The organism is Chamaesiphon sp. GL140_3_metabinner_50, from assembly GCF_025361915.1.
GTDB lineage: Bacteria > Cyanobacteriota > Cyanobacteriia > Cyanobacteriales > Chamaesiphonaceae > Chamaesiphon.
In genome coordinates this window covers 1-17577 of sequence record NZ_JANYJC010000361.1, presented here as the reverse complement: position 1 = coordinate 17577, position 17577 = coordinate 1, and the positions used below count along the sequence as shown (strand labels likewise).

Below are 17577 nucleotides of genomic sequence, written 5' to 3'. Positions count from 1 at the left end.
CCAGTTGCAGGAATGGCTGATTCGATCGTCGCACTCAAAACAGCAGCTTTAAGCCGCCTGAGTGAAGAAGATGCCGCCGCCGCCGCTCCTTATTTCGATTACATCATTCAAGAAATGTCTTAATCGGCATTCAGAGTCGATCCATGTCTGAAAACCCTCGCTAGGGGCAATTCATGAATTGCCCCTACCGAGGGTTTTCAGCGATCTTTTTACTTGGCGGATCGTACATAAATCACAATTACTCCTTACTCCCATCTCCCATCTCCCAACTTCCCTATGAATTTGATTGAGTTTCTGCTCAAAGCAGCTTGGCTGAGTGTCGTAGTTGCTGGCATTACTGGAGCGATTAGCGGTATTGGTAGTGCTGCGGCGATCGCGATTATCAATCGATCGATTAGCCAGATTACCCCAACCCAACCACAAGCCCCGCAGGAGCTTCTGTGGGGCTTTGTGGGCTTAGTTAGCGTCGCTTTGATAACAAACATCATTTCTCAGCTTTTGCTGGCTCATTTGGCGCAAGATGCTATTTACAAACTCCGATTGCGAATTAGTGGCTGGATTTTAGCTTCCCCCCTCCGACATCTGGAAGAATTGGGTGCAAATCGCTTACTAACTACACTCACTGAAGATATTCAATCAATTTCTAGCGGTGTATTTAGCATCCCGACGCTGTGTGTGAATGCCGCAATTACGATTGCATCGTTAGCTTATTTAGGCTGGTTATCGATTTGGGTATTGTTGGGAACGCTGATATTTATGGGGCTATCGATTGCGCTGGTGCAAGTGCTAATTAACCAAGCGGTGCGGCTATTTACTGAAGCGCGAGAAGAAAATGATGCGTTGATGAAGCATTTTCAGGCAATTACCAATGGGATTAAAGAACTCAAATTGCATACCCAGCGGCGGGAAGATTTTTTAGAAGCAGATTTGCAAAGCACGGCTGATAATTTACGAACTTATCGAATCGGATCTCAACGGGCGATCGCATTATCGACTGGGGTGGGTGAGTTATCATTTTTTTTACTGTTAGGGTTACTAGTCTACGGTTTACCCCAAGTTCAAACAGTTACTGCCGAGCTTTTATCTGGATACGTGCTGACTATTTCTTATCTGATGCGACCGATCGGCAATACTTTAGCAATTCTCCCCAATCTCAGTCAAGCAGGTGTCGCACTCAAAAAGATCGATGCATTGGGGTTATCGTTGGTAAGTCGTGCGGAAACGTTAGCGCGCACCGATACCGATGCTGGTGAATTTCAGCGGATTGAAATTAGGCAAGCTACCCATAACTATCAGCTTGCAGGTGAAGAAAATACCTTTACATTAGGGCCGATCGATCTGAAAATAGATCCGGGCGAACTAATATTTATCGTTGGTGGTAATGGTAGCGGTAAATCGACTTTAGCCAAGCTGCTGACGGGCTTATATGTGCCCGATGCTGGCGAAATGTTGCTCGATGGTAAAGTAGTAGACGATCGCAATCGCGAACTTTATCGTCAGTTATTTTCGACGGTATTTGCCGACTTTTATTTATTCGATCGGATGGTAGGATTACAATCGAACAATCTAGACTCACAAGCTAAAACTTATCTCGATAGGCTCGAACTCAGTCATAAAGTATCCGTCCGCGATGGTAAACTCTCTACTACCGCTCTTTCTCAAGGTCAACGCAAACGTCTAGCCCTACTCACAGCATACCTGGAAGATCGCCCAATTTATTTATTCGATGAATGGGCAGCAGACCAAGATCCGTTCTTTCGAGAAGTTTTTTATCAACAACTATTACCAGAGCTAAAACAACGCGGTAAAACAATTTTAGTCATCAGTCACGACGATCGCTACTTTCATCTAGCCGATCGAGTTCTCAAACTAGATTACGGTAAAATTGTCAATTAGGTATTGGGTATTGGGTATTGGGTATTAGGTATTAGATTAAAAATTCTAGCAATTTTCCCCTATTCCATATTCCCTAAAGCCTAAAACCTAACACCTAACACCTAAAAGAATTTCCACCACGGCTTACCATTCCAAGCTGCACCTGCGACAAATTTTTCACCGCTAGCACTAGTTCCAAAATAAGCCCAATAGACACCCCGGCTGCTATAAGTATTGGGATCTGTCACTGTTTGCCCCGGTTCGAGCCACTGACTATCGCCTAGCTCGTACCATTCTTGAAATTGCTGGCGGCTATAAAAACCGCCCGTAATCGAACACAAAACGAGCGTTTTACCTGTTTGAATATAAGTCCCAAATCGATCGATCCGAATCTTTTCGGTCGATCGATTGGTAATGCTAGTCGCGTAATATGGTTTATCGAGCCGATCTCGATCTTGCTGATGCGAGACATCCAGCCAGTTTTTACCTGCTGTTAATTCATCCCACTCTACGGTGGCAAAAATTACGTCTTCAATAACTGGACGCGTACCATCGAATTTGGCTTTTAGTGCCGAGGCAAATGCCGCGCCGCGCTTGACTGGAGCTAGTCCTATCCTACTACGATCGATCTCCATCGCATCAAGTTGACCGAGTTTATTTGTGGTCATACACAAATCGAGATCTGACTGGCTCTGTTGCCGTTGCTCATTCATTGCTGACTACCTACATCCACACCTAACAATGGTCATAGCTTTAGAATGCCCAATTCGATCGACAGAATCGATCTTTCTCCGCACTCATGTTAATTTTGAGAGCGGTTCGGGTATTTTATGACTATGGAGTAGATGAGGTTGCCGATCGGATCGAGCCAATATACTACAAATAACCGATCGGAGATTCAATCCAGATTTTGTATCGATTGTCACTATTCAGTCTAAAATGTATACTAATTTTAAGTTGACAGCAAATCGCGACGATCTGAAGCGAGTGGTTGCGGCAGATAATAAAAGTCGTCTCGACAGCCGATTAGAGCCATAACTGTATCGTAAATATCAGTATCGATCCCGATCGGGCAATTAAGATATGTTGCGCGTAGTGTGCGATCGTCCGAGCTAGCGAAAATCGTTGGTAATGATAATTATTATACTACATAAATGTATCTGAAAATCCGATCGATCCTGTCAGCTTAAATATCCTAAAAATTAATTGTGAGGAGCACCACCCGAATGTCATCAGCGTTTTGGAAATCTGTATTTATCGGCCCGATTGCGTTAGGCATTGCCATGTCGCTATCGGCTAGGGCAATGGCAACACCACAGCCAAATAGCCTCGACACCGCCCCGACAAACGCGGGTAGCAGCTTAATTTTAAACAAAGCAAGTGGCACCAAACCCGTCAGCATCGCGGCTGGTGAAGTCAATCCTGCTAGCAAGCCAGCGACAGACCCCGATGCCGTTGCTAACGAAGTTGTCAAACCGGGCGACTGGCAATATACCGCCCTGCAAAACTTTGCAGCTAAATATGGTTGCAACCCCAATCTCAACAACCAACCGACCTCTCAAATTGAGTTCGCACGGGGTTTAAACACCTGCTTGACCAAAGTCGAACCCATGCTCGCGCAGCAGCCCGGTAGTGTCACTCAAGCAGATCTCGAAGTCCTCAAAAGACTCACTCAAGAATATCGCGCCCAACTGACTGAAATCGATGGTCGGTTGACTGGTGTAGATAAAAAAGTCACCCAACTGCAAGCAAATCAGTTTTCGACTACCACCAAACTTAAAGGTGAAGCCGTATTTAACGTTACTGGTCTTTTGAGTGGTGGCAATAATAGTAATGTTGTCTTAGGCGATCGGGTGCGGTTATTATTTCAAAGTAGCTTCACTGGTAAAGATATCCTCTGGACTCGTTTAGCCACAGGCAACCAACCTTCCCTCGGTGGTAACTTCAAAAGCCCAAGCACCACAGGCGCTCAGGTAATTGAAACTGGTGGTAACAATAGTTTCGGTTTAGACTGGTTGGCTTATCAGTTCCCTGTCGCGAACACCAACGTCTATGTAGCCGCATTTAACGGTCTGCAAGTAGACTACGCCCCCAGCTACGGCTCTAATTTTGACGATTTTAGCGGTGCTAGCGGCGCATTGTCGGCATTTGCCGAATCTAGCCCCATCTACAAAATTGGTGGTGGTACTGGAGTCGGTACAAACATCCCCATTGCCGATACCGGACTGACATCGGTATCGCTCGGTTATTTTGCGTTTAATGCCAATAGCCCTGTAAATACGCCGCCTGTCTCTGGTGGATTATTCGGTACCGATAATTCACTGTTCGGACAACTCAACTTCAAACTAAGTCCTAAATTAGAAGCTGGTGTTACTTACATCAATAGCTCCCACAATGGCACTATCTTTAACGGTACTGGTGTAATTGTTGGTACTCCGTTAGCTAATAATGTAGCTCTCGGTCGGACTACTGCTAATTCCTTCGGGTTAGAATTTGCATATAAAGCCAGCGAGAAACTCGCTTTCAATGGTTTTGCAATGACCACCAATGCTCGTCGCAGCACTACTGGTAACACCGACAATATTTGGAGTTATGGTGGCGGTATTTCCTTCCCTGATGTCGATGGTAAAGGCAGTCTGGCTGGTTTATTTGTCGGTGCTGAACCCTATGTTGGCGGTGTCGGCAGTACGCCCTTGCACTTTGAAGGTTTCTACAAGTACAAATTCAGCGACAATATCTCGATTACCCCTGGCTTGATCTACCTGACTGCTCCCGACCAAGTTACTAATAATAGTGCGTTAATTGGTGTAATCAGAACTACTTTCTTGTTCTAATAATTACCAATTCATTTAATAATTCGTCCCAATCTTAGCTCGAATTTTATCAGTCAGCGGAAATCTATTACCGTTGGCTGATTTTTTTATGTTTTACCGATCTCTCTTATCTCCCATCTCCAAACTCCCATCTCCGAACTAAATTAAATATTTAGGTGATAATAGGCAACATAGTTGAGCTGTCCCGATTGCGAGGCGATTTTTCTCAAATTTTAAACCGATAATGCCGCCCTTTTTAAGTATCAATCGATCGCAGACTTTACCGAATACAAATAATTCTGCCCACTGACTTAAATTTGGCTCGTGCCCGACTAACGCTAGCTGCGAGATAGTAGTTGGATCGATCGAACGAGCATCCCATTCCTGCAACCAGGCGGGGAGATTGCCGCTCGGTTTCAATTCTTGAGAAACTTCTAGTTGAGAGCTGAGTTGGTTGTCGAGCAGGAGATCGGCAGTCTGGCGCGCACGCACTAGCGGACTAGTAATAATTAAATCGAATTCTACCTCTAATTTTATCAATCGATCGGCAACTTGTTCGACTTTTTTACGTCCGAGTTTAGTAAGAGATCTCAGCTCATCGCTGGCAATCTTATCGACAGCAAAAGGATCTGGATCGGTAGCAATGCCGTGACGAATTAAGTATAAGTACATACTTTTGTTAATGATTTGATACTTGTGGTCGAACTATCGGATGATAACTAGCGGGTAACTAATTATTGCCGATCGATACACAATGCGATCGATTGGGAATTATAAAATGGATGGTCGTAGAAACTTATCTTTTCAAAGGCAAGAATTTCTAGATCCTGGGTAAATATGTTGATGAGATCGCGGGTGCAGTAGTTATGACAAGATCTATTAGTGAAAAATTCGGAGCTAGCAGCAATCGACGGCTCCGATGGACGGCTGTTTTACCCAAGCGGAAAGCTTGGTTGCAGTCTCTAATTTTATTGCCTTTTGGCTTGCCTGTGGCTAATTTTTTGGGTGCTAGCTGGCATTTTTCAGTAAATGCGATCGTTGAAGATCGTCAATATCTCATCGGCGTACTGTCGATGGCGATGAATTTATTGTTGCCGAGTTTATTTTTTGCCTTCTTATTTCAGTGGCTCTGGTTGCTAGGAAACACAGAACCCCCAAGCTGGTATCCTAAAATCCGCGCATTGGGGGCGGGAGTGTCCGCGACAGCGACGATCGCCGTCTCATTTGGCATGGTAGGACTATTTACTCACGGTTTGAATGTCTGTGGCAATCCTGCGTGGGGTAGCGTCGCCGAAAATTTGTTGTGCAATCTCGATGGTTATGGTTTTGAATCTAAATCTTGGTTTGGTGCGTGGTTTATTATCGCCGCTTATTGCTATCACGCCCAAAGCGCAATTCGGTTATTCCAGCCTCGCAACTACGCGCCGCGATTTGCGTTTCCCGCCGCTCAACCGACATTGGGTGACTTTCCCTCTGTAGCCATCGCACACGATGATTATCTCCCAACTACACCGATCGATCCTACACCCGATCGACATGAGAGTTAAACCGCAAATTTTCGCCCCAATGCTAAAATATGACAGTATCAATCCATGTAGCATCAGCACGACGCATTAGCGATCGCCACTAATTAAATTGCTAAACCGAAATTATTATCTTATTAGTCTGGGGCGTTTGTGCCAAACTGCGATCGGAACACTGCTATGTTTGGGGTGCTGGGGACAACTACCGAGTTTCGCCAACCCCGCTAGCGGAGCGAGAGTCGCTCAAAATCCTGCGCCAGCCACCAGCCAGCCAGCAGCACAGCCGAACCCCACCATCGATGTCAGCCCAGAAATTCTCAACGGTAGCCCCGTTTTGCAAAAATGGCTCAAAGGCATTCCCGATGTGATGGACGATATTCGCCGAGATCCCAGTTTTCGCACGCGGGTAAAAGTTGGCTATTCTCAATATCCCTCTACTAATCAAACTGGCGGCGTACATGTCGCTGTCGATGATGTATTTTTCGGGCGCAGCGGACTTTCAGCCAGTGCTAATTATAATTCCGGCGGTAGCCGCAGTGCTTATGGTGCCGATGCTCAATATTATCTGTTACCTTTAGGCGGTTATCTCAATGTCACCCCGCTCGTTGGGTTTCGCCATCTCCAAACCGATAAATACAACCGCGATGGCTTAAATTTGGGCGTTAAACTCATGCTCGTGCCCTCACGCGGCGGCGGTGCCGATATCGCACTCAGTCAAAGCTGGGTGGGCTTAGGCAGCGGTACAGAAACAGGCTTGACAACTCTATCTGTCGGCTTCGCCATTACCAATAATATTCGCTTATCTACCGATCTCCAGCAACAGAATGCCAAAGAAAACTACGACAGTCGCGTCGGGATTGGCTTCGAGTGGATGCCTTAATATCGATCGTAATTTTTCCGATGTTCAATAATTCATGCTTTCATGAAAAACACTGAATAAATTATGCAATTACTAGAAACTAAGCCACTTTTACTAGACATTCATAATATCACTCTTCGGATTACTCATCAGGAGTTTGAGCAGTTATGCCAAGATAATCCAGACTTACGACTAGAGCTAGCAGCCAATGGAGAATTAATTGTCATGGCACCTGCGGGATACGAAAGTTCGGAGAAAAATTCCGACTTAACCACTGATGTTAATCTTTGGAATCGTCAAACCAAGCTGGGAAGAGTCTTTGATTCATCTGGTGGATTCACCCTACCCAATGGAGCCATTCGATCGCCTGATGTAACTTGGATTGAAAAGTCTAAGCTTCGCGATGTCCCGGCTGGCGTTAAGTTTCCGCAAGTAATTCCCGATTTTGCAATCGAGCTGCGATCTGATACAGATTCTCCAGAGGAGAGGCTGTGCCAACGAATGTCGAAGCTGCGAGAAAAGATGGAGGAGTATCGAGCGTCGGGGGTGCGCCTGGGCTGGCCGATCGATCCGCAAAAGCAGCAGGTTGAGATTTACCGCCTGGGACAGGATGTAGAGGTATTGCAATCCCCCACTAGTCTAAGCGGCGAAGATGTACTGCCTGGATTTACGCTGGATCTGGGTTCGATTTTTAAGTGAAATTACTCCCTTCCCGCTCAAGTTTCCGATCGAGTAGGTTCCCCAGTTAAGGGGAAGCTGTAATAGATCGCTCTTCAAGTAATTCAGTGATATAGTTTCCGATCGAGCAGCTTCCCCAGTGAAGGGGAAGTTGCGATGTACTGGTGCAGATCGTCAGATTGAGTTAAATGAGTTGATTAAAACTATAGCCCCAGGGATTAATTACAATGGAACTTTTACATTTAGTGTGCCAGAAGGAATCAATCAAGTTCCATTAATGAAAATAGGTCCATTTGAATTTCGGAATATTGCTTTCTCAAACTAAGTAATTGTTTCAGAAGAAATCAACTCCATCTAGTACTTAGATGGAGGAAACGCAGCATGAGACTTTCACCTCACTGCACTCCTCAATGATTCAACCCTTGTTATTGGTACACCCTAGATTGAGACTTCCATCTAAACTGCTACGCGAATAGTAAACTAAAAGTCAGGATTGCTAATACATTTTCCCAGTACTAGAAAGTAATATAAAGTAATTGTAAACAAGTAATTTGACTCGATCGTGTTAATAAATATTTGACTAAAGTGACGATTAATTTTTCCTCTTTAGTGCAATCGAAATAAGGATCTTGAGTGCCGACAAAAGCAAGAATGATACTTTCAAGAGTTGTCGATTCGATTAGTTGGGGTAAGCTATAATAATTGCATCACTCAGAGAGATTGAGAGGTACAGCGATGTTGACAGTTATAAATACAGGTGAAGAGAGAACCTTTCTCCGAAATATCAGTTGGCAGCTCTATGAAAGTCTCCTTGCCGAAATCGGCGATGATGGGAAAGCGCGACTGAGCTACTATCAAGGAAGTTTAGAGTTTATGTCTCCACTGTTCGAGCACGAACATAGTAATCGTCTCATCGAGCGGCTAATATCAGCCATCGCCGAAACAACAGATCTCGACTATGCGCCATCCGGCTCGATGACGATTAAACGTCCAGATCTCGCAGCAGGGAAAGAACCAGACTCCTGTTACTACTTTGCTAACGAACTCGCAGTACGCGGCAAAACCAAACTAGATTTTACTCAAGATCCACCACCCGATTTAGCCGTAGAAATCGATATTACCAGCAGTTCGCTCAACCAACTCGCTTTATATGCGACATTGGGAGTCGGAGAAGTGTGGCGATATGATGGGGCAGAATTAATATTTTATCAGTTGCAGTCTGATAAATATGTAGCAGTCGATCGCTCTTCGATCTTCCCGATATTAGCTCCGGCTAGAGTGCTGAAGTCTATCGCAGAGTGTCAAACTGAAGGTGTAAATCAGGCGGTGAAAAATTTACGCAAGTGGGTTCGAGAAAATCTCTAATACGATCGTTCAGTTGGTTTTATTATAAATAGATAAATGGACTCAGTAATCTTAGCCAAATCTGCTATATATGTTTAATAGTCTCGACCCGATTTGGCTATTTTTAGGCGGTTTAGTCATTCGGTATGGAGGCGAATTACTCAAAATTATCATTCAGTTTGGACTGCAACGAGTGTTGTGCCAAATTACGATCGCCGAAACCAATCCGATTTATAGTGCCATTTGTTGGGAACTAGAGCGGACTGGCAAAGTGTATGATTTTAGCGAACTGATTTATACTTCGACACCGTTAGTACCACCTGCGATCGAATCCCCAACTCTCAAAACTAGACTCGAACCGCGTGCGGGTTGGATTGGCGTGGGTTATCGGGGGGCATATATCGGCATCCATCGCCACGATGTTAAAGTTACCGATTTGCAAAATACCCAGCTCCTCACGTTGGCGACATTGCGCTGGTGGCAGCCGCAAATGCTAGCATGGCTGACTGATATTGAGACAAATTACAATGTCGAGGCTCCTTTAATCGTCCGGCTGATTGGTGGGACAATTTCGATCGTGCGAACTCAAACCAAGCGACGACGGGAAACTCTCGCCCTCGATCCTATTACCGAAACCGAATTATTCACCGATCTCGATCGATTTCTCGCCAGTCGCGATCTTTATCGACAACGGGGGATTCCGTGGCGGCGGGGATATCTGTTCTACGGCCCCCCAGGTACGGGTAAAAGCTCGCTGATTCAGGCGATCGCTAGTTTTTATGGTCGGCAGCTTGTATCGCTCTCTCTGACCGATATGGACGATAGCGCGCTGCTGCGGGCGTGGTCGGAAATTACGGCAACTTCGATCGTCGCCCTCGAAGATATCGATAGTGTCTTTACTGGGCGCAAGCCTTTGGGAGAGCTATCGTTTAGCGCGTTGCTCAATACCCTCGATGGCGCGGGAGCCGTCGAGGGCAGTATTACGATTTTGACGACTAATCATCGCGAACAGCTCGATCCCGCCCTGATTCGTCCGGGTAGGTGCGATCGCGCGTTCGAGCTAGGTTATCTCAATGCCCAAAGTTGCACTAAAATGTTTTTGTGTTTCTTTCCCGATTCCCATTTAGCTGCAAAAATCGGTCGGGAGTTGGGTAATTATCGAGTTTCGCCTGCGGCTTGGCAAAATTATCTTCAGCGTCAGGATAGTGCAGCGGCGGCGGTACTTAATTGCGATTTTGCCGAGTTGCAAGTTGTCGATTGAATTTTATCGTACCGATTCTAAAGTTTTAAATTGCCGAGCGAACATATCCAAAAACAGGCAGCGGGGCAACTTACAACTGAGCCGCAAACAATCTCGATCGATTGGGGCATTCTAAAGAGATACACGATCGATATTGCCAGAGGTTGAGACGAAATGACTAAATTGCTAATTGGGGTGGGGTCATTTGGCGGCACGATCGTGGGGAGTTATATTCCGAGCCTGTGGGGTGAAGATTCATTTTCACTAGTTGGAATTCTGTTTACGATTATCGGCGGTGTAGTGGGGATTTTATTGGGTTATCAATTAGCCAAAAGGTTGGGCTTTACCTAAATCGACTCTTGCCGTTGGCGTAGCCGATCGAAGATAATCGCTCCTAAATGAGTACCATTAAATATATGACTTACAGAAGATCCGACACAATCTAATGGAGATTTTTCGATCGACTAGCTCTAATTTAGCACTGGGAAGGAAGTATGACGATCGATTCGGACAACGATGGTAAAATTATCGAATCTTGGTTTAAAAATGCCGCCCCCTGGATCGTTGCAATTGCAGAACGGCAAATCGAAAGTCGCAACCTGATAACAGATCGATCGATCGTCGATGCTGTCGTCAGTCGTGGTGGTAAGACAGTGCTAGATTTGGGTTGCGGTGAAGGTTGGCTGACACGAGCATTGGTAGATCGGGGGATGAATGTCGTCGGTACCGATACGATCCCAGCATTGATCGATCGCGCCAGCACGATGGGAGCGGGTGAATTTGAAGTGGCTACTTATGCCGAGATCGCCGCTGGTAAGTTAGCGAAAAAATTTGATGTGGTAGTTGCCAATTTCTCACTAATTGGCAAGGAATCTGTGGAAGGTTTATGTCGATCGATGCCATCATTGCTGACCGATCGTGGTACATTCATCGTGCAAACTCTACATCCAACGATTGCGAACGGCGATCTTCCCTACATCGATGGCTGGAGAGCTTCCTCTTGGGATGGGTTTAGCGATGAGTTTACCGATCCCGCTCCGTGGTATTTTCGGACTTTAGCCACCTGGATCGAACTTTATACCGCCAACGGACTCTCGCTAATTGAAATCTGCGAACCCATCCATCCGCAGACAGGTCAACCCGTTTCGGTAATCTTAATTGGTGGTTTGTCAGGTTAATGTTGCCGTTGGCGTAGCCGATCGAAGATAATCGCGCCTGAATAGGTACCATTAAATAAATGACTTACAGGAGATCCGACACGATGCAATTTCGCAAACTCGGCAATGGTGGATTGGTAGTTTCCGCTCTGGGATTAGGCTGCATGGGGATGTCCGGCGTTTATGGTGCTGCGGATGAAACAGAGGCGATTGCTACCATCCATCAGGCGATCGATCTGGGTGTCAATTTTCTCGATACGGCTGATGCGTATGGTGCTGGGCATAATGAAACATTAATTGCTAAAGCTATTAGCGATCGTCGCGACAAGGTAATTATCGCCACCAAATTTGGACTCAGCGATATCAGTACGGGCGGATATACCATCCCCGTTAACGGTCGTCCTGAGTACGTGCGATCGGCTTGTGAGGCTAGTTTGCGGCGGTTGGGAGTAGACACAATCGATCTTTACTATCAGCATCGCGTCGATCCTCATACCCCGATCGAAGCCACAATTGGCGCGATGGCGGAGCTGGTAAAAGAGGGTAAAGTCCGGTTTCTGGGCTTATCCGAGGCATCCGCACAGACGATTCGCCGCGCTCATGCAGTGCATCCGATCGCCGCATTGCAAAGCGAGTATTCGCTCTGGAGCCGCGATGTGGAAGCTGAAATTTTGCCGACTTGTCACGAACTTCAGATCGGGTTTGTGCCCTGGAGTCCCCTCGGACGGGGCTTTCTGACTGGGGAAATTAAGACTTTTGAGGATTTAGATGCCAATGACTGGCGACGTGTCTCGCCGCGATTTCAGGGCGATAATTTTGGGCGAAATTTAGATTTAGTCGCGCAGATTAAGCAAATGGCTAGTGCTAAAAATTGTTCGCCCGCACAACTAGCGATCGCCTGGTTGCTCGATCGCGGCGATGATATCGTCCCGATTCCAGGTACCAAGCGCGTTGCTTATTTACTCGAAAATCTCGGCGCATTGGATGTTAAATTAACCGATCGAGAACTGGCTCTCATCGATGCTGTCTTGCCTAAAGGAGCCGCTGCTGGCGATCGTTATCCCGCTGCAATGATGCAAATGGTTGATTTATAGCCTCACATCTTGCATCATTGCGGTGAGGCACAAGATCCCCGACTGCTTGGAGAAGTCGGGGATCTGGATCGCTAGCAATTCAACATCATCAGATCGCCACTTTCAAATATTACTGGATCGGCACCGAATTTTGCTGTGAAGTCGATCGCACAGATCGATTATGTACCAATTTTAGCCAACTACTATAAATTTCTGCCAAAACGGTAAAAACGTTTCTTACAGTGATGTTGACTACAGCGGTATGGATAGATATTGAGGAGGGAAACTATTTTTTCCCATCTATTCTTGCGACGATCTCGACGGATGCGATCGGTGCCACATTTGGGACATTTTCGATCGGTTTTAACCCAAGTGTTTAGAAGCATTTTTATAGCACCCGATAAGATGAACGATAGATTATAGCTGTGCGATCGCCAGACAGTGGATATCTAGCTCAGACTGAAAACGCATCGATCGTCTACAGACGTAATCGATTGTAGAGCAAATTTAGTCATTTAACTCGCTCGAACGAGATTAAATTTGCAAATCTTTAGTCATAACACTCTTGACAAAATTCTAAATAGTAGTTTTCTATCCTAAATCTAGCTCGAAGCAGGCTACTGCAATGGTGACGATGTTCGTAGTTGAGCATCGATTTACCCTTCCGGCAGACTACTAGTAACATTTGGCGGTGTTAAGGTGTCCACCTTATGATGCCCAGTTCGATCGCGTTACTAACATCGGGAGCATCTCAACCGAGCGTTCGATCGAATTTAACCGCTGCCCCACCGATCGCCGCCTAGATGTTATAGTTAATGCCGGGATTCGTCGATGCTCCACAAGAGCAACCCAGTCAACGAATACCAGTCCAAATTTACCCGTCATTGGCACATGTCTACATTTCCGATCGTGCCGCATTTGAGTGGTTATTGGCAAGATGCATTTAATTTAAAGCAACATCTTCACCAATTTTTAGATATCGATGCCGCACAGCTAGAATCAAAATTTGCCACTGCTTTACAAGATTTAGCCGAATTAGGACGACGCGATTTTAATTGGGATGATGCCAGTAAATTTTATCGCGATCGGGTGGGTGAAGCTTATTTATTTGAATTGGCAACTTGGCATTTAACTAGTACCGATTATATTGGCGATACATTACGGTTGATTGGAGATCGAGCGCGGGGGAGAGTCTTAGATTTTGGCGGGGGAATTGGCACTCATGCGATCGCATCGGCGTTATGTCCCGATGTCAGTCACGTTGTTTATTGCGATATCAATCCTGTTAATTATAATTTTGTCAAACACCGGATTCGACAATTAAATTTAGAGTCAAAAATTACTTGTTGCATGGAATTAGATCCATCTGCAAAATTCGATACGATTACTTGTTTTGATGTGATGGAACATTTACCAGAACCGAGTCAACAACTATTAAAGTTTCACGAACTTTTGACAGATCCAGGCAGTATGATTACTAACTGGTATTTTTCTAAAGGAGCCAACCAAGAATTTCCCTTCCATTTAGACGATTCGGCAACTATCGATCGCTTTTTTAAAGTTCTCCAAGCTAACTTTCTCGAAGTTTTTCATCCCTATTTTATCACCACTCGGTGTTATCAAAAGATGTAACGACAACCGAGCCGACTAGCCAACTTTCTCCTCCACCCGATATCATAGAGATAACTGTATTTCCACAACATCGATCGTATGGTTAATACTCAAATCCGTCCCATCACCATTGACGACTATCATCGGATGCTTGAGAGTGGCATCGTTCAGAATGGTGAGCGAGTAGAATTAATTTCAGGGCAAATTTTCAATATGGCAGCAAAAGGCACTCGACATACTGTTTCTACTACCGAATTAATGAGTGAGTTGTTCGCGATCTTGGGGCGAAGAGCTAAAATTCGTTGTCAGGATCCGATTACTCTGCCTAATCATAGCGAACCAGAACCAGATATTGTCATCGCCAGACTCAGAGCAGATAACTACGTTAATAGTCATCCCACGCCTACCGATATTATCCTCGTAATTGAAGTCGCCGACTCGACACTAAACTTCGACCGCAATACCAAAGCAGCTCTCTATGCAGCGGCGGGAATTAGTGAATATTGGATTGTTAATTTAGTAGATAATCGCCTTGAAATATACCGTCAACCCGAAAGCTCGATCTATACTAGTACTCAAATTATCATTCCACCTCGATCGATTAATCTGCCACACTTTTCAGAAGTTAATCTCGATCTTACTACGATCTTTCCACCACAAATTACTTAACCTGCCCTAAAATATGTACTTAAAAAGCTCCCTAAGGAGCTTTTATTATCGACTATAATTTGGTAATTCAACCAAATATAGATCCGATTCATCAGTTAGAATCTATATGCACCGCCAAAGCTAAAATATCCATTGTCTTTGAATTTATAGTTAGCATTGAGCGCGATACTGTCGGTAATATTATAATCAGTACCAGCTTCAAAATAGATGCCAGATCCTAAGTTTATCGAACCACTACCACCGGGGCCAGTAGCGGAAAGAGAAGCACCTAAATAACCAATCCCAGCATAGGGAGCAAATTGAGTGCTAGGAAGGCTGAAGTCATAAGTAGCACTCGCACCATACACAGATAACGTAGCACTTGTCGAACCAGATGAGGCACTAGCAAATTGAAAAAACGGTCTAGCCGAAATACTATCTGCAACTTTAAACTTAGAATTCACACCGTAAAAAGTTGTGCCGCCAATGGAACTGAGGCTCAGACCTACATAGCTAGTTTTTTCTTGTGCGCTTGCACCGCCAGCCGATAGCAAAGTACAAGATACTGTTAATAACGAAGCTACTGCAAAAACCGATTTTTTGAAGATCATAACTGAACCGGGGTTAAAATTACATAAGTAATTCCACTATAATCCTTAGATATTCGATTGTCAATAGCTAGTCGATCGCTAGCTTTGCAACTAAATATTGAAGATCGAAACAGACACTTTTGTGCATACCAGCCGCCGGAGCTTGTTAACAATCGAAATACAAAATACTGTCGATTATGATGAGGGATAAAGCTACTGAAGATTCAACCAAAAATGTCGTGCCAAATCCTCATCCTGCTGTCTGAAAATCACGGTCGAACGAACGAGTTAACCAGAGAAACTAAATTTAATTAGCAGTCTTTATCTAGCCTGCTAACCCCACAAAATCGCGAATTACTTTATTAATGCCATTAGTTACTCTAAAGAGCTTATCAAAGTCAATTTTGTCGGCAGTGTCGCGATCTGTGTGATAATCGGGATAGCGAAAAGGTGCGGTATCGGTAATCATCAATGCTTGATAACCCTGTTGCCAAAACGACCAATGATCCGACCAACCGACCCCCGGAATTACATTGGGTAAAGCTACACCTTCGGAGGGAAACTTGACTTGAGCGCGAAAAGATCGCATCGTATTGCGGAGTAATTCTCGCGAATCAATATTCCCCACGAACCCGATAAAATTGCCTCGGTTGGGATATAATAAGCTCAGTGGTGGCGGATATTTTTGGCTATTTGCTGCGTTGCTAAAGTAGCCTAATGTCTCTAAGCTAAACATACCCACAATTTTATCGCCGCGCGCTTTAGCTGCTTGGGCATATATTAGGCTCCCCATGTCCTTCGTCCAGAAGTAGGGCGGTTCTTCGTTGGTAAATTCGACGAATCTTAGGGTTCGCAGGGGTTTTGTCCCGGCGAATTCTCGTGCGAGGGCGAGGACTGCGGCTGCGCCAGTACCGTTATCATTTGCGCCAGGACTGGTAAAAGCACTGTCGTAATGTCCGCCAATGACCAGAATTTCGGCGGCGCGACTGCTACCGAGGATTTCGACTTCGAGGTTGCTGAAGGTTTTGCCGTCAATGGTGTATTGCTGTTCGCGGACGGTATATCCCGCCTGTGTTAATTCGCGATCGAGGAAGTCTTTGGCAGCAATTAGGTTCTGATAGTTGCTCTGGTTCCGTCGTCCGATTTTGACGGCGAGGGTTTCGACATCGCTCTTGAGGCGACCTTTTAAAGCAATTTGGGCGGCTGTCAGCGGCGGTAAGGCTTGAGTGTAACTCTCTCCTGGCATCCACACCATTAACGACCAGCCAAAGATGAGCAGGGAGATAATAATTACGGCGAGAATGGCTAATCTTTGGAGGGATGCACGATCGATAAGTTTGAGCTTCACAGTTATTGTATATAGGACAGCACAAACCTATCCAGTGACTATAATATCATCGATCGTGCTTTTTGGAAAGCAGCCTCAATTTGCCTGAAAAATCCAAGATTTATAACTATCCCCTATTCCCTATTCCCTATTCCCTATTTGGTCAATCGTTCGATCTGGTTAAATTCTCTATTTACGGCTTCCCAGCGTTGTTGGTTGTGAGGATCGATTTTAAGCGATGCTTTGAGATACGTGCGTGCTAAATGGAGTTGAGTGCGTTGCTTGACTAAATCTTGTGCGTATTTGAAATAAACTTCCGATTGCTTGCGCGATATTTCTTGACAGTTGGGGATGACTTTTACTAACAGATCGATCGTTGAAACAGCTTTGGTAAAATTGTCTTGGCGCATTAATTTTTCCAAGCTTTCAAAAATTTCTTGTTTGAGCTGTAAATCTGCTGGCGAAATTGGCTCGATAACATAACTAACTCGCACGGAAGTAGCTCGATCTTGACTATCGACATTAGTAGCGGTATTTTTATTAAGATTATCAGTTGTCGTTCTAGCTGCTACTAATAGTAATTGATATGCTTGATTGAGAGTATTAAATCGATCGCGAGCAGTCGGATCTTCGGGATTGAGATCGGGATGCATTGATTTAGCCATCTGACGATAGCTAGCTTTAATTTCATCGATCGATGCTGACGGATTCAATCTCAATAAATTATAAGCTTGTTCGAGCGTAATATTACTACTAATCATCTGAAAAATGCTCGTTAATGCAGCTTCTCAATCGGAGAATTGCAAATATATTATAATCGATCTTCTGGCGAGATTGCC

At 45.0% G+C, this 17577-nt stretch carries 17 protein-coding genes and 1 pseudogene; 13 read left to right on the top strand and 5 right to left on the bottom strand.

The genetic code is table 11. The annotated features are described in order from the left end of the window. Together Q0R35_RS17740 and Q0R35_RS17735 are read left to right on the top strand one after the other, a co-directional pair. Nucleotides 1-123: pseudogene (locus Q0R35_RS17740) on the top strand (allophycocyanin); the annotation flags it as partial. A 153-nt stretch (nt 124-276) separates the two neighbouring features. Then, entirely contained in the window at nt 277-1896 is a 1620-nt protein-coding gene (locus Q0R35_RS17735) for a cyclic peptide export ABC transporter (RefSeq protein ID WP_295621547.1), read from the top strand. 101 nt (nt 1897-1997) lie between these two features. On the opposite strand, the gene Q0R35_RS17730 is transcribed toward Q0R35_RS17735, so the two are convergent. Continuing rightward, nucleotides 1998-2588 (bottom strand): hypothetical protein, encoded by a 591-nt coding sequence (locus Q0R35_RS17730; RefSeq protein ID WP_295621545.1) that lies wholly within the window; start codon nt 2586-2588, stop codon nt 1998-2000. A gap of 513 nt (nt 2589-3101) precedes the next feature. Here Q0R35_RS17730 and Q0R35_RS17725 point away from each other — a divergent pair. Next, the gene (locus tag Q0R35_RS17725; RefSeq protein ID WP_295621543.1) at nt 3102-4709 is read left to right on the top strand and encodes an iron uptake porin; all 1608 of its coding nucleotides are present in this window, start codon (nt 3102-3104) and stop codon (nt 4707-4709) included. A gap of 138 nt (nt 4710-4847) precedes the next feature. Here Q0R35_RS17725 and sixA read toward each other — a convergent pair whose 3' ends face one another. Then, entirely contained in the window at nt 4848-5360 is a 513-nt protein-coding gene (sixA, locus tag Q0R35_RS17720) for a phosphohistidine phosphatase SixA (protein ID WP_295621541.1), read from the bottom strand. Between the two features lie 194 nt (nt 5361-5554). Here sixA and Q0R35_RS17715 point away from each other — a divergent pair, with 194 nt between their 5' ends. The 10 genes from Q0R35_RS17715 (at nt 5555) to Q0R35_RS17670 (ending at nt 14842) form a co-directional block, all read left to right on the top strand. Further along, nucleotides 5555-6235 carry a hypothetical protein gene (locus Q0R35_RS17715; RefSeq protein WP_295621539.1) on the top strand — a complete coding sequence of 227 codons (681 nt, stop codon included), beginning with the start codon at nt 5555-5557 and terminating at the stop codon, nt 6233-6235. Nucleotides 6236-6323: 88 nt separating this feature from the next. Beyond that, entirely contained in the window at nt 6324-7091 is a 768-nt protein-coding gene (locus Q0R35_RS17710; RefSeq protein ID WP_295621537.1) for a hypothetical protein, read from the top strand. Nucleotides 7092-7154: 63 nt separating this feature from the next. Continuing rightward, nucleotides 7155-7769, top strand: coding sequence for a Uma2 family endonuclease (locus Q0R35_RS17705; protein WP_295621535.1), 615 nt, complete (start codon nt 7155-7157; stop codon nt 7767-7769). 714 nt (nt 7770-8483) lie between these two features. Beyond that, nucleotides 8484-9113: a Uma2 family endonuclease gene (locus tag Q0R35_RS17700; RefSeq protein ID WP_295621534.1), complete on the top strand. Its 630-nt coding sequence runs from the start codon at nt 8484-8486 to the stop codon at nt 9111-9113. A 70-nt stretch (nt 9114-9183) separates the two neighbouring features. After that, a complete protein-coding gene (locus Q0R35_RS17695) occupies nt 9184-10353 on the top strand; it encodes an AAA family ATPase (protein WP_295621532.1) in 1170 nt (389 codons plus the stop codon). Between the two features lie 153 nt (nt 10354-10506). Further along, entirely contained in the window at nt 10507-10683 is a 177-nt protein-coding gene (locus Q0R35_RS17690) for a hypothetical protein (protein WP_295621530.1), read from the top strand. Between the two features lie 143 nt (nt 10684-10826). Further along, the gene (locus Q0R35_RS17685) at nt 10827-11510 is read left to right on the top strand and encodes a class I SAM-dependent methyltransferase (protein ID WP_295621528.1); all 684 of its coding nucleotides are present in this window, start codon (nt 10827-10829) and stop codon (nt 11508-11510) included. A gap of 83 nt (nt 11511-11593) precedes the next feature. Next, nucleotides 11594-12583, top strand: a complete 990-nt coding sequence (locus Q0R35_RS17680; protein ID WP_295621526.1) for an aldo/keto reductase — start codon at nt 11594-11596, stop codon at nt 12581-12583. 870 nt (nt 12584-13453) lie between these two features. Then, nucleotides 13454-14194: a class I SAM-dependent methyltransferase gene (locus Q0R35_RS17675; RefSeq protein WP_366944938.1), complete on the top strand. Its 741-nt coding sequence runs from the start codon at nt 13454-13456 to the stop codon at nt 14192-14194. A 78-nt stretch (nt 14195-14272) separates the two neighbouring features. Then, complete coding sequence (locus Q0R35_RS17670) at nt 14273-14842, top strand: Uma2 family endonuclease (RefSeq protein WP_295621522.1); 570 nt, start codon at nt 14273-14275, stop codon at nt 14840-14842. 95 nt (nt 14843-14937) lie between these two features. Here Q0R35_RS17670 and Q0R35_RS17665 read toward each other — a convergent pair whose 3' ends face one another. The 3 genes from Q0R35_RS17665 to Q0R35_RS17655 form a co-directional block, all read right to left on the bottom strand. Then, on the bottom strand, nt 14938-15432 hold the full coding sequence (locus Q0R35_RS17665; protein WP_295621520.1) for an outer membrane beta-barrel protein: 495 nt from the start codon (nt 15430-15432) through the stop codon (nt 14938-14940). Between the two features lie 304 nt (nt 15433-15736). After that, the gene (locus tag Q0R35_RS17660) at nt 15737-16765 is read right to left on the bottom strand and encodes a M28 family peptidase (RefSeq protein ID WP_366944937.1); all 1029 of its coding nucleotides are present in this window, start codon (nt 16763-16765) and stop codon (nt 15737-15739) included. A 128-nt stretch (nt 16766-16893) separates the two neighbouring features. Further along, a complete protein-coding gene (locus Q0R35_RS17655) occupies nt 16894-17499 on the bottom strand; it encodes a J domain-containing protein (protein WP_295621516.1) in 606 nt (201 codons plus the stop codon). Nucleotides 17500-17577: the final 78 nt, after the last annotated feature.

Bases quoted from the DNA above. Each gene is read 5' to 3' on its own strand.
- Q0R35_RS17735 (WP_295621547.1), top strand. From the start codon at position 277: ATGAATTTGATTGAGTTTCTGCTCAAAGCAGCTTGGCTGAGTGTCGTA.
- Q0R35_RS17730 (WP_295621545.1), bottom strand. From the start codon at position 2,588: ATGAATGAGCAACGGCAACAGAGCCAGTCAGATCTCGATTTGTGTATG.
- Q0R35_RS17725 (WP_295621543.1), top strand. From the start codon at position 3,102: ATGTCATCAGCGTTTTGGAAATCTGTATTTATCGGCCCGATTGCGTTA.
- sixA (WP_295621541.1), bottom strand. From the start codon at position 5,360: ATGTACTTATACTTAATTCGTCACGGCATTGCTACCGATCCAGATCCT.
- Q0R35_RS17715 (WP_295621539.1), top strand. From the start codon at position 5,555: ATGACAAGATCTATTAGTGAAAAATTCGGAGCTAGCAGCAATCGACGG.
- Q0R35_RS17705 (WP_295621535.1), top strand. From the start codon at position 7,155: ATGCAATTACTAGAAACTAAGCCACTTTTACTAGACATTCATAATATC.
- Q0R35_RS17700 (WP_295621534.1), top strand. From the start codon at position 8,484: ATGTTGACAGTTATAAATACAGGTGAAGAGAGAACCTTTCTCCGAAAT.
- Q0R35_RS17695 (WP_295621532.1), top strand. From the start codon at position 9,184: ATGTTTAATAGTCTCGACCCGATTTGGCTATTTTTAGGCGGTTTAGTC.
- Q0R35_RS17690 (WP_295621530.1), top strand. From the start codon at position 10,507: ATGACTAAATTGCTAATTGGGGTGGGGTCATTTGGCGGCACGATCGTG.
- Q0R35_RS17685 (WP_295621528.1), top strand. From the start codon at position 10,827: ATGACGATCGATTCGGACAACGATGGTAAAATTATCGAATCTTGGTTT.
- Q0R35_RS17680 (WP_295621526.1), top strand. From the start codon at position 11,594: ATGCAATTTCGCAAACTCGGCAATGGTGGATTGGTAGTTTCCGCTCTG.
- Q0R35_RS17675 (WP_366944938.1), top strand. From the start codon at position 13,454: ATGTCTACATTTCCGATCGTGCCGCATTTGAGTGGTTATTGGCAAGAT.
- Q0R35_RS17670 (WP_295621522.1), top strand. From the start codon at position 14,273: ATGGTTAATACTCAAATCCGTCCCATCACCATTGACGACTATCATCGG.
- Q0R35_RS17665 (WP_295621520.1), bottom strand. From the start codon at position 15,432: ATGATCTTCAAAAAATCGGTTTTTGCAGTAGCTTCGTTATTAACAGTA.
- Q0R35_RS17655 (WP_295621516.1), bottom strand. From the start codon at position 17,499: ATGATTAGTAGTAATATTACGCTCGAACAAGCTTATAATTTATTGAGA.